The organism is Mesorhizobium sp. M3A.F.Ca.ET.175.01.1.1, from assembly GCF_004791945.1.
In the GTDB taxonomy this organism is placed as follows: domain Bacteria; phylum Pseudomonadota; class Alphaproteobacteria; order Rhizobiales; family Rhizobiaceae; genus Mesorhizobium.
The window spans coordinates 494,376-509,289 of the sequence record NZ_SRTP01000002.1 but is presented as its reverse complement, the minus strand read 5'-3'; the positions used below and the strand labels follow the sequence as shown (position 1 = coordinate 509,289).

Genomic DNA, 14,914 nt, shown 5'->3' with positions numbered 1-14,914 from the left:
GGACCAAAGGGATGCCCATGGGCCACGCCAGCGATGCCCGGAAATTCTTAAGGACTTAAGTCATGGAAAACATCGCACTCGCCGAACCGGGCGCGCATTTATCGATTTGGGCCCTGTTCATGCAGGCCAGCTGGGTGGTCAAGCTGGTCATGATCGGCCTGCTCTGTGCCTCGATCTGGACCTGGGCCATCATCATCGACAAGCTCGTCGCCTATGGCCGGATGCGGCTGGCGCTGAACCGCTTCGAGCAGGTGTTCTGGTCGGGACAGTCGCTGGAAGACCTTTACCGCACGCTGGCCGACCGCAAGACCACGGGCATGGGCGCGATCTTCGTCGCGGCAATGCGCGAATGGAAGAAGAGCTTCGAGAAAGGCGCCAAATCGCCGCTGGCGCTGCAGACCCGCATCGACAAGGCGATGGACCTGGCGCTGACGCGCGAGATGGAAAGGCTGGAGGGCCGGCTCGGCTTCCTCGCCACCACCGGCTCGGCCGCGCCCTTCATCGGCCTGTTCGGCACCGTCATCGGCATCATGACCTCGTTCCAGGCGATCGCCGCGTCGAAGAACACCAGCCTTTCGGTCGTCGCTCCCGGCATCGCCGAGGCGCTGCTGGCGACGGCCATCGGCCTGCTCGCGGCCATCCCCGCCGTCATCGCCTACAACAAGCTGTCATCGGATGCGAACAAACTCGCCATGCGCATGGAAGGGTTCTCGGACGAGTTCTCCGCCATACTCTCGCGCCAAATCGATGAAAAAGTAGCCCAGAAGGCCTGAGGATCGATCATGGGGATGTCTGCTGCAGGCGCAGGTGGCATGGGGCGAGGCGGACGCGGCCATAGGCGGCGTGGGCGCCATCACGGCCTGATGTCGGAAATCAACGTCACGCCGATGGTCGACGTGATGCTGGTGCTGTTGATCATCTTCATGGTCGCGGCGCCGCTGCTCACCGTCGGCGTGCCTATCGACCTGCCTGACACGCAGGCAAAGGCGATGAATGTCGACACCCAGCCGATCACCGTGTCGATCAACTCCGCCGGCCAGATCTATCTGCAGGAAACCGAGATCCCGATCGAGGAACTGGTGGCCAAGCTGCAGGCGATCTCGAAGACCGGCTATGACGAGCGCATCTTCATCCGCGGCGATAAGATGACCGACTACGGCACGGCGATGAAGGTCATGGCCCGCATTTCGGCCGCGGGCTACAAGAACATCGGCCTGGTCTCTCTGCAGGAACAGGACCAGTAGACACGAAGATGAGGACCGGCCTCACCACATCGGTCATCTTGCATGCGACGGCGATCGCCTTCGGGCTGTTCACGTTGTCCACGCCGCCGGCCATGCCCGCCGCCGACGTTGAGTCGGTGGCGGTCGACATCGTGCCGATGGAAGCTGTCGCGCAGTCGCTGCAAGGCGACAAGAAAGCGGTCATGCATGACAAGCCGGCGCCGCTGCCGACGAAGCGTCCGGATATCGTTCCCGATGCCCAGAAGGTCGGCGAGAACAGCGTCGACACCGACAAGCCGGTGACGGACGAGGCGAAGCCGAAGCCGGTCGAGAAGACTTCGGCGCCGCCGCCGGCGCCGACGCCGAAAGAGAAGCAGGCTGCCGAGGACGTGCCGAAGCCGCAGGAAAAGCCGAAGCCGGTGCCGGCCACCGAAGTGGCGCCGACGCCTGCGCCGAAGGAAGAGGTCAAGCCCGAGCCGGTCAAGCAGACGGATCCCAAGCCGGCGCCGGCCAAGGAGCCGACGCCCGCGCCGACAAAGGACACGACCGCAGCCATCCAGCCGAAGGAAGAGGTCAAGCCGGACGCTGTGGCCGAGGCGATCGCCAAGCAACAGCCGACCGAGGAGGCGAAGCTTCCGGATTCGGCGCCGGCGCCGGCGGCGCGGCCGAAGCCGCAGCCTGCTCCGGCCGCGAGCGCCAAGGCGCCGGACCGCAAGGATGCCGAAAAGCCGGTCAAGGAAGCCTCGTCCAAGCCGAAGTCGGATGAGAAGCAGTTCAATGCCGATGAGATCTCGGCGCTGCTCGACAAGCAGAAGCCGTCAGGCGGTGGCGCCAAGCGCTCGACCCAGCAGTCGTCGCTCGGCGGTGAAAAGGACCAGGGCCAGAAGCTGTCGAAGTCTGAGCAGGGGGCGCTGGAAAATCAGCTTGGAGGCTGCTGGACCTTGCCTGTCGGGCTGGAAGGTTCAGAGAATTTCGTCGTGGTGGTCCGGTTCAATCTCGACACCAACGGCAAGCTCGACGGCCGCCCGTCGGTCGAGCAGTCGAGCGGCAATCGGCAATTCGACGAAAGCGCGGTGCGCGCGGTGCAGAAATGCGACGTGGCCGGCCTGCAGGTTCCCGCCGGCAAGCAGGACATCTGGAACGACATCCGGGTCACGTTCGATCCACGGGAGATGCTCGGCCTGTAGGGCCGGCGTCCAAACCATCTAAGAAGAGAAGCGAGAAGACATGAGATCTTTCCTCAAGCCGCTCCTGACGATTGCAGCCATGGCGCTGGGCATGACGGCAGGCGCCACACTGCCGGCCTGGGCCCTCGTCGAGCTCAACGTCAACAAGGGCAATGTCGAGCCGCTGCCGATCGCGATCACGGACTTCCAGTCCAACGATGCGCTGGGCGCCCAGATCACGCAGATCGTGACGGCCGACCTGAAACGCTCCGGCCTGTTCGCCCCGATCGACAAAAGCGCCTTCATCGAAAAGATCTCGGGCCCGGACGCCACGCCGCGCTTCGAGGACTGGAAGGTGATCAACGCACAGGCGCTGGTCACCGGCAGCGTCGGCAAGGAAGCCGACGGCCGCATCCGCGCCCAGTACCGGCTGTGGGACACGTTCGCCGGCCAGCAGATGGCGGGCGAGCAGTTTTTCGCCAATGACGCCAACACCAGGCGCGTCGCCCACATCATTGCCGATGCGATCTATGAGCGGCTGACCGGGGAGAAGGGTTACTTCGACACGCGCGTCGTCTTCGTTGACGAGTCCGGAGCCAAGAACGCGCGCAAGAAGCGGCTCGCCATCATGGACCAGGACGGCGCCAATGTGCGCTATCTCTCGGACGGCCGCTCGATCGTGCTGACACCGCGCTTCTCGCCGAACCGGCAGGAAATCACCTACATGTCCTATGAGAGCGGGCAGCCCAAGGTCTATCTGCTGCAGATCGAGACCGGGCAGCGCGAATTGGTCGGCAACTTCCCCGGCATGACGTTCGCGCCCCGCTTCTCGCCCGACGGCCAGAAGGTGATCATGAGCCTGCTGCGCGACGATGGCAATTCCAACATCTTCGCCATGGATTTGAGGAGCCGCTCGACCACGCGGCTCACCAATTCGCCTGCCATCGACACCTCGCCGTCCTATTCTCCCGACGGCAGCAAGATCGTCTTCACCTCGGATCGCGGCGGCCGCGCGCAGATCTATGTGATGGGCGCCGACGGCTCGGGCCAGACCCGCATTTCCTTCGGTGACGGCGTCTATTCGACGCCGGTATGGTCGCCGCGCGGCGACCTCATCGCTTTCACCAAGCAGACCGGCGGCGAGTTCCAGATCGGCGTCATGCGCACCGACGGCTCGGGCGAGCGCATCCTTTCCTCCGGCTTCCAGCAGGAAGGCCCGACCTGGGCGCCGAACGGCCGCGTGTTGATGTTCTTCCGCGACTCCGCCGGCGGTCCGAAACTGGTTTCGGTCGATCTCACCGGCCGCAACGAGCAGCCGATACCGACGGCGAACTTCGCCTCGGATCCGGCGTGGTCGCCGTTGCTTGAGTAGGAACTGAAGAACTGAGGAACTGAGGAACTGAGGAACTGAGGAATGGAGAAGCCAGGGCGCTTCGTTGAGCGCGCGAGAGACCTGGGAGTCTACCAGCGCGCCTATGCAGTTTCTCTCGAGATGCACCCCACCCTTGGTTTTCCGAAAATTGAGCAATACGCGCTGGCCGATCAATTGCGCCGCTCGAGTAAAGCGATTTGCGCCAATCTGGCCGAGGGATTTGCCAAGCAGAGCCACTCCAAAGCCGAATTTGCTCGTTTCGTTTCGATGGCGATCGGCTCGTGCAGCGAAGTGGAGACCTGGATATCCTACGCGTTCGACCTTGAGTACATCACACCGGACCAACTCGATGCGTGGCGGCAGTCTTACGCCCTCGTTCATGGGATGCTTGTGAACTTGAGGGAAAAGCTGACGTAATTTTTTCCCTCAGTTCCTCAGTTCCTCAGTTCCTCAGTTCCTCAGTTCCTCAATTCTTCAGTTCTTCAATTCCCCCTTTTTTCATGTTTTGGCCGCATTTCCGCCTACGGTCCGCGCGCATCGTGGCGCCCTCGCGAGAATGGCCGAGGACGGCGGCCTGAAACCAAATATTAACCGTGTTTCTTGAATGCCGGTTAACCCAAACGTGGTTACTGGGTGATCAACGAAATCACTCGAATGCGAAGGAGAGGCGGCATGGGCCGTATCGCAGCACTTACCAGAAACCCGGCGATGATCGCGCTGGTGGCAGCGCTTGCCATCACCGGTTGCGCCTCGAAGAAGACGCCCAACAGCGCGGCCGATCTCGGCCTGAACGGCGCCGGCGCCGCCACGCCCGGCTCGGCGCAGGACTTCACCGTCAACATCGGCGACCGCATCTTCTTCGACACCGACTCCTCGTCGATCCGCGCCGACGCGCAGACCACGCTGTCGCGCCAGGCGCAGTGGCTCAACCAGTACAGGCAGTATGCCATCGTCATCGAAGGCCATGCCGACGAGCGCGGCACGCGCGAATACAACCTGGCCCTGGGTGCCCGCCGCGCCGCCGCCACCCGCGACTTCCTAGTCTCGAAGGGCGTTGCCGCGAACCGCCTCAAGACGATCTCCTACGGTAAGGAGCGTCCGGTCGCGGTCTGCGACGACATCTCCTGCTGGTCGCAGAACCGCCGCGCCGTCACCACGCTTTCCGGCGCCGGTTCCTGACGCATCGCATCGGCGGCAAAAATACAACATCTCCTCACGAAAGGCGGCCTCAGGGCCGCCTTTTTCGCATGCGACAGGCTGAAACAAAATTTGGCCGAAGTCTCGCGTCCTGCTATGAGCGCGACGGCGCTTCCTCCCATTCCGATTTGGAAAGGCGCATCAGGCCAACAGATTTCACGGCGAGAGACATAAATGCATTTCAGAACGGTCCTGAGCGGCACGCTTGCGCTGCTGCTCGCATCAAGCATCTCAAGCGTCGCCGCCCCGGCAGGCAGCACCGCGCAATCGCCAGACAGCGGATTCACCTTCCATCTGCCGACACTCGGGATCTTCGGCGACAAGACGAAGCCAGAGCAGGCGCAGGTCGCGCAGCAGGACGGCGCCGGGGCGACCGGGCTGGAAGATCAGCTTCGCCAGATGAACGGCAAGATCGAGGAACTCAACTTCCAGATCCTCCAAATGCAGGAGCAGATGCGCAAGCAGCAGGAAGACAACGAGTTCCGCTTCCAGCAGCTCGAGGGCGGCTCCCAAGGCGCTAAACCGACGGGCCAGAAGAAGTCCGAGGCCGCGCCCCAGAACGGCGATGCGAATGGTGGCGATGCGGGCATGGCTGATGCCGGCGCCGACACCAACGTCGCCGATGCTCCGCCGACGCAGGCTCCGGCCGCTGCCGGCACGCAGAGCGGCGGCAAGAGCGTCAGCGAGGTCATCGTGGAGTCGCAGACCGGCGATCCGGGCAAGGTGATCACCGGCGCGCCGCCGAAGACCTTCGGCACCATTACGGTCGACAAGAACGGCAATGTCGTCAATGCCGAGACCGATCCGCAGGCCAGCGCGCCAGCGGGAGCTCCGGCGGCGACGGCGAGCGCTCCGACCGCCGAGACGCCGGCCAAGAGCGGCAAGACCAAGTCGGGCGGCACGGTCATGGCTTCTCTGCCCTCGACCAACGACCCGGACGAACTCTACCGCAACTCCTACCAGTTCATCCTGTCGGGCGACTATCCGACCGCCGAGCAGGGTTTTCGCGACCATATCTCCCGCTTCCCCAAGGATGCCAAGGCTGCGGATGCGCATTACTGGCTGGGCGAGTCGCTGCTCGGCCAGCAGAAATACCGCGACGCGGCAGAGGTCTTCCTTGGCGCCAGCAAGGATTATCCGAAGGCCAAGAAGGCTCCCGACATGCTGCTCAAGCTCGGCGTAGCGCTGGTCGGCCTGAAGCAGAACGACGTGGCCTGCGCCACCTTCAGCGAGATCGGGAAGCGCTATCCCGATGTTTCCGGCGCGCTCAAGGAACGCATCAAGCAGGAGAAGGCGCTGGCGTCGTGCTAGCTTTTCTCTCGCATGTGGTTGCTCCACAAGCGGGACCGTTTCCGCGCGACATGCAGTAATGCCCGGCACTGAGCCTGAGTTTTCGGGCCGCCTTTTTTCAGATTTCGATTTTTCCAGCGGCGCCGTTGCAGCCGTGTCCGGCGGCAGCGACTCGACCGCCCTGCTTCTTCTCCTCAAAGACCGCCTCGATCGAGACGCGCCCGCGGCAAGGCTGCTGGCGGTAACCATCGATCATGCCCTGCGGCCGAATTCGGCAGCGGAAGCGCGCGCCGTGGCGGAACTCTGCGCCGCTCATGGCATCGCGCATCGCACCCTGATCTGGTCCGGACCCAAGCCGGCGACCGGCCTGCCCGCCGCGGCGCGCGAAGCCCGCTACCGGCTGCTGGCCGAGGCGGCTGAAGGGGAAAGCATCGGCCTGATCCTGACCGGCCATACCGCCGACGACCAAGCCGAGACCGTGCTGATGCGACAGGCGCGCGACGCCGGAACTCGCGACGGAGACGATGACGGGCGCGGCCTGGCGGGCATGGCGCCTGCCACGCTCTATGGCTGGCGGACCTGGATCGGAAGGCCGCTGCTCGGCACGCGGCGGGCGGTGCTGCGTCAGTTTCTCAAGCGGCGAAACATCGGCTGGATCGAGGATCCGACCAATGTCGACCAGCGTTTCGAGCGCCCGCGGATGCGGGCGGCGCTCTCGGGCGGCGAGGGCGAGGCTCGCTTCGCCGCGGCGATCGCAGAGGCCGGGCAGGCCGCCGCCGCGCGCGAAGAACTCGGCAGCCGCGCCGCCATTCTGATCGGGGCCTTCGCCAGCCGGCCGGCTTCCGGACTTGTCCGCCTTGATCCCGCCTTTGCCGCCAGCGAGGACGGCGAGGCCGCGACCTACGCGCTGCGCATCCTGCTCGCCACGATGGGGGGCACATCGTTTCTCGCGGACGAGGCGCGCTCGCGTCGCCTGTTCGAGAGACTGCGTTCCGGTTCGCTTTGCGCCACATTGTCGCGGAGCGTGGTGGATGCGCGTCGAAGCGGCATCTTTCTCCACCGCGAGAGCCGAAATCTGCCGGCACCCGCTCCGGCCGAGGACCACAACTGCTGGGACGGTCGGCGGCGGATCACATTGGGCGACAAATCGGACGGGTTGGTGATCGCCCCGTTGGGAGTGGCCGCCGCCAAACGCGCTTGCGCCGACGAAGCTGCGCCCGCCGGCATAGTGCGCAAGGCGCTTGCCAGCGAACCCGCGCTGTGGCGCGATGACGAACGCCTTGATTCTGCTGGCGGCGGCGGCTTGCGGCCGCCAATCGCGGCGGCCCCATTGGTGTCGCCGTTCGCACGCTTCCTGCCGTGCTTCGATTTGCTGCCCGCCGCCGCCGTGGCCCGGCTGATCGGCGCAGCGCAGCCGCCGGCTTCGCCCTTTCGCGGCCATGATCGCGGCCGACCATGGTCGAAAGCTTAACCGACCCGTGCTGTTCTGCTTGGCAAGGAGAGGCGCTCTCCCTATGTTAGGCTCAAGCTTCCTCCATCATCGTGGTCCCCGCGCGGACGCCAACAGGACAATAGATGAACCCGAACTATCGCAACCTCGCGCTCTGGGCGATCATAGCCGTCCTGCTCATTGCCCTGTTCAACCTTTTCCAGACGCCACAGACGCGGGGCGCTACCAGCGATATCGCCTATTCGCAGTTCCTGCAGGACGTCGCTTCCGGCCGGGTCAAGAGCGTGACGATTGCCGGCGCCCGCATCTTCGGCAACTACACGGACAACGCCAACGGCTTCCAGACCTATTCGCCCGGCGATCCGTCGCTGGTCTCCAGGCTGCAGGACAAGAACGTCACCATCACCGCCAAGCCTGAAACCGATGGCTCCAATTCGCTGTTCGGCTATCTGATCTCGTGGCTGCCGATGATCCTGATCCTGGGCGTGTGGATTTTCTTCATGCGCCAGATGCAGTCCGGCTCCGGCCGCGCCATGGGCTTCGGCAAGTCGAAGGCCAAGCTGCTCACCGAAGCGCACGGCCGCGTCACCTTCCAGGACGTTGCCGGCGTCGACGAGGCCAAGGAGGATCTCGAGGAGATCGTCGAGTTCCTGCGCGACCCGCAGAAGTTCCAGCGCCTCGGCGGCAAGATCCCGCGCGGCGTGCTGCTGGTCGGCCCGCCCGGAACCGGCAAGACGCTGCTCGCGCGTTCGGTCGCGGGCGAAGCCAATGTGCCGTTCTTCACCATCTCCGGCTCGGACTTCGTCGAGATGTTCGTCGGCGTCGGCGCCAGCCGCGTGCGCGACATGTTCGACCAGGCCAAGAAGAACGCGCCCTGCATCATCTTCATCGATGAAATCGACGCGGTCGGCCGTCATCGCGGCGCCGGCCTCGGCGGCGGCAATGACGAGCGCGAGCAGACGCTGAACCAGCTGCTGGTCGAGATGGACGGCTTCGAGTCGAACGAGAGCATCATCCTGATCGCCGCCACCAACCGGCCCGACGTGCTCGACCCGGCGCTGCTGAGGCCCGGCCGCTTCGACCGCCAGGTCGTGGTGCCGAACCCCGACATCGTCGGCCGCGAGAAGATCCTCAAGGTGCATGTGCGCAATGTGCCGCTGGCGCCCAATGTCGACCTCAAGGTCATCGCGCGCGGCACGCCCGGCTTCTCCGGCGCCGACCTGATGAACCTCGTCAACGAATCCGCGCTGATGGCGGCGCGCCGCAACAAGCGGCTCGTCACCATGGCCGAGTTCGAGGATGCCAAGGACAAGATCATGATGGGCGCCGAGCGTCGTTCGTCGGCGATGACGCAGGCCGAGAAGGAACTGACCGCCTATCACGAGTCCGGCCACGCCATCCTGGCCCTTAACGTGCCGACGGCGGACCCGCTGCACAAGGCGACCATCATTCCGCGCGGCCGCGCGCTCGGCATGGTCATGCAGCTGCCGGAAGGCGACCGCTATTCGATGAGCTACAAATACATGATCTCGCGTCTGGCGATCATGATGGGTGGCCGCGTTGCCGAGGAATTCAAGTTCGGCAAGGAGAACATCACCTCCGGTGCCTCTTCCGACATCGAGCAGGCGACCAAGCTGGCGCGCGCCATGGTCACGCGCTGGGGCTTCTCCGACAAGCTCGGCCATGTCGCCTATGGCGACAACCAGGAAGAGGTCTTCCTCGGCCACTCCGTGGCGCGCACGCAGAACATCTCGGAAGAGACGGCGCAGATCATCGACGCCGAAGTGCGCCGGCTGATCGACGATGCCTACTCGACCGCCAAGGCCGTGCTGACCAAGAAGAAGAAGGACTGGATCGCTCTGGCCGAGGGGCTGCTCGAATACGAGACGCTGACCGGCGACGAGATCAAGCAACTGATCGCCGGCCACAAGCCCGCCCGCGACCTCGGCGACGACACGCCCCCCAGCCGCGGCTCGGCCGTGCCGAAGGCCGGCACCGGCGGCCGCCGCAAGAAGGGCCCCGAGCCCGAAGGCGGCATGGAGCCCCAGCCGCAGGGCTAGTCTGGAAACACCGATCGAACGAGCGCCGCGGCCTTGCCGCGGCGTTTTTGCTTTGAAGAGCCGGAGGTCGGGCCTACACGCCGGCGATTGTCGAAAGCCGGCGCGACAGCCAATCTCCCCCCTCCTGGGGCCCTCCTGGGGGAGATGCCCGGCAGGGCAGAGAGGGGCGCTGTCCCGCCGGCATGTCGAGCGTGGCTTTGCGCCCGTTAATAAGTCCCCGCCGGGTCTCGGCCTGCCGAGCCGCACCTTCGTGAGCAAACCAAGTAGGATGAAGGAAGCGATCCTTCGCGCCCCCCTCTGTCCTGCCGGACATCTCCCCCACGCGGGCCCCTCGAGGGGGGAGATTGGCAGCGTCGTCGTCGGCGCTTCGCCAACAGCGCAGACACAGTCTCGATGATCTCCAGCAAAAGGCCCGCGCATCCGGCGACGCGCGGGCCTTCATCTGGAGAGTCTGTGCTGAAATCAGCTCTTCAGCTTGGCATTGCACAGGCTGTAGAAGCCGCCGCCCTTCTGGATCCACTTCAGGCCGTTGAGCGTGTTGGCGTCCTTGTTGGCGTAGTACTGCTCGAGGCAGGTGTGCATGCGGGCCTTGGCCGGGGTCTCGTTGGCGAATTTCGACGAGATGGCGGTCGGGAAGGTGACGCCCTTCGGCGCGGCTGCGGTCGGCTTTGCCGGCTCCTTGGTGTAGGTCGCTTCCGTCGGGGCCGGGACAGTGTCGTCGTCGGCGGCGCCTGTGCCGCACTCGGCCTTGCGGAAGTCGTTCCACTTCATGCCGTTGAGCTTGTTGGCCGTCTTGGCTGCCTGATACTTGCTGCTGCATTCAGCCATGGTGAGGCCCTTGGAGCCTTCGGCGGCTTCGGTCGAGGTCTTGGCCGCAGCCGGCTTGGTCTCGGCCGCGGCGGTCGCGCCTGCACCGCATTCGGTCTTGCGGAAGTCGTTCCACTTCATGCCGTTCAGCGTGCCGGCGGCCTTCGCGGCCTGGTACTTGGCACTGCATTCCTTGGCGGTCAGGCCCTTGGCCGAGCTGTCCGCTGCTGCGGTGGGCTCCTTCGCCTTCTTGGCCGGCTTGGTCTCGGCCGCCTCGGTGTTGGTCTTGGTGTCAGTGGCTTTGGTGTCCGTCGCCTTGGTATCGGTCGTGGCCGAGGCCTCGCTGCCGCACTGGGCCTTGCGGAACTGATTCCAGGTCTGGCCGTTGAGCGTTCCGGCGTCCTTGGCCGTGTTGTACTTGGTGCTGCACTCGGCCATGGTCAGCGCGCTCGCCGGCGCCGCCACGAAAAAGGCTGCCACGGCGAGGCCCGTCACTGTTGCAAGTCTATGAATAAGCATGGCGTCTCTCCCTTGTTGCCGTCAGGTTGTGTCCCTATGCCAAATCAATAACTCTCAATGTCGGGTTGCGCCAGATGCTTCCATTGCGAACCCCGTCACAAAGTGTGTTCCTCCCGATAAGGTGATGAATTGCTTACGATTCTCCAGGCAAGCAAGGTCGGATATGCGCTTTGAACGGAAAAAGCTCGTCTCGGCTGCTATATTGCCGTTACAATGAGAGGTCGTGGCAGGGACGCCGAATCATTTGAATCCGCCGCCACAATGATTTTCTAAGGGAATGGTAATATATAATCGCGAAACGTGATGATCGGATGCGGCCCAATTATGGCAATACGGGCCGCTGAAACCGACGGGGACCTAATAAACATGGCAGGGCAATATTTCGGCACCGACGGCATCCGCGGACGCGCCAACAAGTTTCCGATGACGGCCGAGGTCGCCATGAGGGTTGGCATGGCGGCCGGACTCTCCTTCCAGCGCGGCAACCATCGCCACCGCGTGGTGCTCGGCAAGGACACCCGGCTTTCCGGCTACATGATCGAGAACGCGATGGTGTCCGGCCTGTGCGCCGCCGGAATGGATGTATTCCTGCTCGGCCCGATCCCAACACCGGCAGTCGCCATGCTGGTGCGCTCGCTGCGCGCCGACATCGGCGTGATGATCTCGGCCTCGCACAATCCCTACTACGACAACGGCATCAAACTGTTCGGTCCTGACGGCTACAAGCTTTCCGACGAGATCGAAGAGCGCATCGAGGGAATGCTCGACAAGGACATCGAGCTGGCGCTTGCCGATTCGGACGGCCTCGGCCGCGCCAAGCGCGTCGATGGTGTCCATGACCGCTATATCGAATTCGCCAAGCGCACCCTGCCGCGTTCGATGTCGCTTTCGGGGCTGCGCATCGTCGTCGACTGCGCGAATGGCGCCTCCTACAAGGTGGCGCCCGAGGCGCTGTGGGAGCTCGGCGCCGAGGTCGTTGCCATCAATGTCGAGCCGAACGGCTTCAACATCAACAAGGAGTGCGGCTCGACCCATCCGGCCGGGCTGCAGAAGAAGGTGCATGAGGTGCGCGCCGACATCGGCATCGCGCTCGACGGTGACGCCGACCGCGTGGTCATCGTCGACGAGAACGGCGCCATCGTCGATGGCGACCAGATCATGGCGCTGATCGCCGAATCCTGGCACCAGAGCGGCCGGCTCGCCGGCGGCGGCGTCGTCTCGACGGTGATGTCCAATCTCGGTCTCGAGCGCTTCCTCGGCGACATGAAGCTGCAACTGCACCGCACCAAGGTCGGCGACCGCTATGTGGTCGAGCACATGCGCGCGCACGGGCTCAATGTCGGCGGCGAGCAGTCCGGCCACATCGTGCTCTCCGATTTCTCGACCACCGGCGACGGCCTCGTCTCGGCGCTGCAGGTGCTGGCCTGCATCAAGCGGCAGAACCGGCCGGTCAGCGAGCTGTCGAGGAAATTCGAGCCGGTGCCGCAGCTTCTGAAGAACGTGCGCATCGCCGGCGGCAAGCCGCTGGAGGAGGCCCCCGTCAAGGCGGCGATCGAGGATGCGCGCAACCGGCTGGGCAAGAGCGGGCGCCTCGTCATTCGGCCCTCGGGCACCGAGCCGCTGATCCGCGTCATGGCCGAAGGCGACGACCCGCAACTGGTCGAAGCCGTCGTCAACGACATCGTCGGGATCATTTCGGAAACCCGCAGCGCCGCCTGACGCCCGCCGCCGCGTCCGACATCCCGGAGCCCGCCAGCAGGCGGGCTTTTTGCTGCGACCGCGCCGCCATGGACATGGCTTTGCCATCTAGAATTGCATAGATTCGTGGTTAATCGGTACGGTTAAACGGCCTTTAACCTTTGCAATTCATTATCCACCCGAGGCAACCATCTTCGGGCGTCGTCCCGAGGCTTCTTAGGGGTGACAGTCATGTTCAATACAGCAAGAATGGCGGCGTTTGCCGCGCTGTTCGCAGGGGCAGCCGGACCGGTCTTCGCGGCCGATATGGTGGAGCCGATGGTCGAGCAGGCACCGCCGCCTGTCGTCGAGGCGCAGCCGGCGGATGTCGGCGGCTGGTATATCCGCGGCGACATCGACTACCACCAGTCGGATCTGGATAGCATCGACTACATTACATACGGCCCCCCGCCCGGCACCAACGATTTCGATTTCGGCGACCTCAAGGGTGGATTCTCGCTGGGCGCCGGCGTCGGCTACAAGGTCAACGACTACTTCCGCACCGATCTGACTGCCGATTACTGGTTCAAGTCAGACTTCAACGGCCAGACCTCCGACCTCGTCACGACGTCGACCGAGGTCTCAAAAATGAGCGCCTTCCTCCTGCTCGCCAATGCATATGTCGATCTCGGCACCTATCATGGGATCACGCCTTACGTCGGCGCCGGCATCGGCGGCGCGCGTGTCAAATGGGACGACGTCAGGGACCCGAACACCACCGAGTTCAACCCCGGCGTATCCAGCTGGCGTTTCGCATACGCTCTTATGGCCGGCGCTTCCTACTGCTTGACCGACAAATTGATCTTGGATGCGGGCTATCGCTTCTCCCATATCCAGGGAGGCCGCATGTTTGAGTTCGATACGAGCAGCTCCGGGCCAGGTTTCGACCATGGCATCGATACGCACGAGGTGCGCGGCGGCCTGCGCTATCAATTCGGCGGCAACAATGGGTGTGCCGCGCCGGTCGTGGCCTATCAGCCCGAACCTGAGCCCATCTATACCAAGTAGGCGTCCATTTTTCGAGGCATTGCGAACCGCCCGGCGATCCGCCGGGCGGTTTTCGTTTGTCAAGCGTTGGGCAAAAGTCGATCGAAATCAATTCGGTAACTGACTGTTATCCTTAACCGGCACTTAACCACTATGGTTAACAATGCATCCTGGAAACGGCAGCTGTGCTCGCGTTCGCGACTGGCGCCACCTTCAGGAGCCGGGGACCATGATATCAAAATCGCGTATTGCACTGGTGCTCGCCGCAATCGTGCTGACGCCGGCGACGCAGGCGCTGTCGGCCGACTACGACCCGCCGATCTATGTCGACCAGGCGCCGGACTATCAGCCGGTCGAGGTGGGCTCCGGCTGGTACCTGCGCGGTGATGTCTCCTACCTGGTAGACAAGAGCTTCAAGGACCAGAATTTCAGCTCCACCCCCACCAGCTTCAGCGAGAGTGAAGATCCGATCTTTGCAAGCATCGGCTTTGGCTACCACTTCAACGACTATCTGCGCGCCGATCTCAACCTCGGCTATCTGCCGGGCAACGAGGTCAGTGTCAGCTACGATGATTCAACGACTGTGATACCGCCGGCAACGGCGACCGTGGCTTCCGCGACCCTCAAGAACAATGCCATCTCCGGCATACTCAACGGCTATGTCGATCTTGGCACCTATGTTGGGGTCACGCCCTATGTCGGCGCCGGTGTCGGCATCGTTCGAAGCAAATATAGCCTTTCGGCTAGCTATTTTACCGACAACTTGGACCCTACCGATGACTTTGTCGTAAGTGACAACAAGACGAAATATTCCCTGGCATATACTTTGAATGCAGGTTTTGCCTACCAGGTAACGAAGAATGTAGTGATTGACCTCGGATATCAGTATTTCTCGGCGCCTGATGCCGAGTACGCCACGGCCGACAGTCTGAATTCCTATTCCATCCACAAGGGGATCAGCAACAACCAGGTCAAGCTGGGTCTTCGCTACGACCTCTGGTGAGCAGCGCAACTCCTGAAACGCGAAACGGCGGATCCACTGATCCGCCGTCGTTTCGCCGTGTAGTGAAAAACCTGACGAATATCCCGCCAGCGACAAAAACTTT

Annotated in this window: 13 protein-coding genes; 12 read left to right on the top strand and 1 reads right to left on the bottom strand. The window is 63.6% G+C overall.

Translation table 11 applies throughout. The features are described 5' to 3' along the window. Positions 1-62 precede the first annotated feature (62 nt). The 9 genes from tolQ (at position 63) to ftsH (ending at position 9,758) form a co-directional block, all read left to right on the top strand. Positions 63-773, top strand: coding sequence for a protein TolQ (gene tolQ, locus EN818_RS07090; RefSeq protein ID WP_095804690.1), 711 nt, complete (start codon positions 63-65; stop codon positions 771-773). 9 nt (positions 774-782) lie between these two features. Continuing rightward, complete coding sequence (gene tolR, locus EN818_RS07085) at positions 783-1,244, top strand: protein TolR (RefSeq protein ID WP_095804689.1); 462 nt, start codon at positions 783-785, stop codon at positions 1,242-1,244. Between the two features lie 8 nt (positions 1,245-1,252). Beyond that, on the top strand, positions 1,253-2,410 hold the full coding sequence (locus tag EN818_RS07080; RefSeq protein ID WP_095804688.1) for a cell envelope integrity protein TolA: 1,158 nt from the start codon (positions 1,253-1,255) through the stop codon (positions 2,408-2,410). Positions 2,411-2,489: 79 nt separating this feature from the next. Then, positions 2,490-3,761, top strand: a complete 1,272-nt coding sequence (tolB, locus tag EN818_RS07075; protein ID WP_245420299.1) for a Tol-Pal system beta propeller repeat protein TolB — start codon at positions 2,490-2,492, stop codon at positions 3,759-3,761. A gap of 42 nt (positions 3,762-3,803) precedes the next feature. Next, positions 3,804-4,178: a four helix bundle protein gene (locus tag EN818_RS07070; protein WP_129553661.1), complete on the top strand. Its 375-nt coding sequence runs from the start codon at positions 3,804-3,806 to the stop codon at positions 4,176-4,178. 255 nt (positions 4,179-4,433) lie between these two features. Beyond that, on the top strand, positions 4,434-4,940 hold the full coding sequence (gene pal, locus EN818_RS07065) for a peptidoglycan-associated lipoprotein Pal (protein ID WP_095804685.1): 507 nt from the start codon (positions 4,434-4,436) through the stop codon (positions 4,938-4,940). Between the two features lie 192 nt (positions 4,941-5,132). After that, positions 5,133-6,269, top strand: a complete 1,137-nt coding sequence (gene ybgF / locus EN818_RS07060) for a tol-pal system protein YbgF (protein WP_095804684.1) — start codon at positions 5,133-5,135, stop codon at positions 6,267-6,269. Positions 6,270-6,327: 58 nt separating this feature from the next. Further along, complete coding sequence (tilS, locus tag EN818_RS07055; protein ID WP_095804683.1) at positions 6,328-7,719, top strand: tRNA lysidine(34) synthetase TilS; 1,392 nt, start codon at positions 6,328-6,330, stop codon at positions 7,717-7,719. 104 nt (positions 7,720-7,823) lie between these two features. Further along, positions 7,824-9,758, top strand: coding sequence for an ATP-dependent zinc metalloprotease FtsH (gene ftsH, locus EN818_RS07050; RefSeq protein WP_095804682.1), 1,935 nt, complete (start codon positions 7,824-7,826; stop codon positions 9,756-9,758). Between the two features lie 462 nt (positions 9,759-10,220). Here ftsH and EN818_RS07045 read toward each other — a convergent pair whose 3' ends face one another. Beyond that, complete coding sequence (locus tag EN818_RS07045) at positions 10,221-11,084, bottom strand: hypothetical protein (protein ID WP_095804681.1); 864 nt, start codon at positions 11,082-11,084, stop codon at positions 10,221-10,223. Positions 11,085-11,450: 366 nt separating this feature from the next. Between EN818_RS07045 and glmM the strand changes: the two genes are divergently transcribed. From glmM to EN818_RS07030, 3 genes are all read left to right on the top strand, one after another. Continuing rightward, positions 11,451-12,803, top strand: a complete 1,353-nt coding sequence (gene glmM, locus EN818_RS07040) for a phosphoglucosamine mutase (RefSeq protein ID WP_095804680.1) — start codon at positions 11,451-11,453, stop codon at positions 12,801-12,803. Between the two features lie 210 nt (positions 12,804-13,013). Beyond that, a complete protein-coding gene (locus tag EN818_RS07035) occupies positions 13,014-13,829 on the top strand; it encodes an outer membrane protein (protein ID WP_095804679.1) in 816 nt (271 codons plus the stop codon). A gap of 208 nt (positions 13,830-14,037) precedes the next feature. Continuing rightward, positions 14,038-14,811: an outer membrane protein gene (locus EN818_RS07030; protein WP_095804678.1), complete on the top strand. Its 774-nt coding sequence runs from the start codon at positions 14,038-14,040 to the stop codon at positions 14,809-14,811. Positions 14,812-14,914 lie beyond the last annotated feature (103 nt).

What these genes read in the sequence shown, in the direction of transcription:
- tolQ (WP_095804690.1), top strand. Translation starts at nt 63, where the DNA reads ATGGAAAACATCGCACTCGCCGAACCGGGCGCGCATTTATCGATTTGG.
- tolR (WP_095804689.1), top strand. Translation starts at nt 783, where the DNA reads ATGGGGATGTCTGCTGCAGGCGCAGGTGGCATGGGGCGAGGCGGACGC.
- EN818_RS07080 (WP_095804688.1), top strand. Translation starts at nt 1,253, where the DNA reads ATGAGGACCGGCCTCACCACATCGGTCATCTTGCATGCGACGGCGATC.
- tolB (WP_245420299.1), top strand. Translation starts at nt 2,490, where the DNA reads ATGGCGCTGGGCATGACGGCAGGCGCCACACTGCCGGCCTGGGCCCTC.
- EN818_RS07070 (WP_129553661.1), top strand. Translation starts at nt 3,804, where the DNA reads ATGGAGAAGCCAGGGCGCTTCGTTGAGCGCGCGAGAGACCTGGGAGTC.
- pal (WP_095804685.1), top strand. Translation starts at nt 4,434, where the DNA reads ATGGGCCGTATCGCAGCACTTACCAGAAACCCGGCGATGATCGCGCTG.
- ybgF (WP_095804684.1), top strand. Translation starts at nt 5,133, where the DNA reads ATGCATTTCAGAACGGTCCTGAGCGGCACGCTTGCGCTGCTGCTCGCA.
- tilS (WP_095804683.1), top strand. Translation starts at nt 6,328, where the DNA reads ATGCCCGGCACTGAGCCTGAGTTTTCGGGCCGCCTTTTTTCAGATTTC.
- ftsH (WP_095804682.1), top strand. Translation starts at nt 7,824, where the DNA reads ATGAACCCGAACTATCGCAACCTCGCGCTCTGGGCGATCATAGCCGTC.
- EN818_RS07045 (WP_095804681.1), bottom strand. Translation starts at nt 11,084, where the DNA reads ATGCTTATTCATAGACTTGCAACAGTGACGGGCCTCGCCGTGGCAGCC.
- glmM (WP_095804680.1), top strand. Translation starts at nt 11,451, where the DNA reads ATGGCAGGGCAATATTTCGGCACCGACGGCATCCGCGGACGCGCCAAC.
- EN818_RS07035 (WP_095804679.1), top strand. Translation starts at nt 13,014, where the DNA reads ATGTTCAATACAGCAAGAATGGCGGCGTTTGCCGCGCTGTTCGCAGGG.
- EN818_RS07030 (WP_095804678.1), top strand. Translation starts at nt 14,038, where the DNA reads ATGATATCAAAATCGCGTATTGCACTGGTGCTCGCCGCAATCGTGCTG.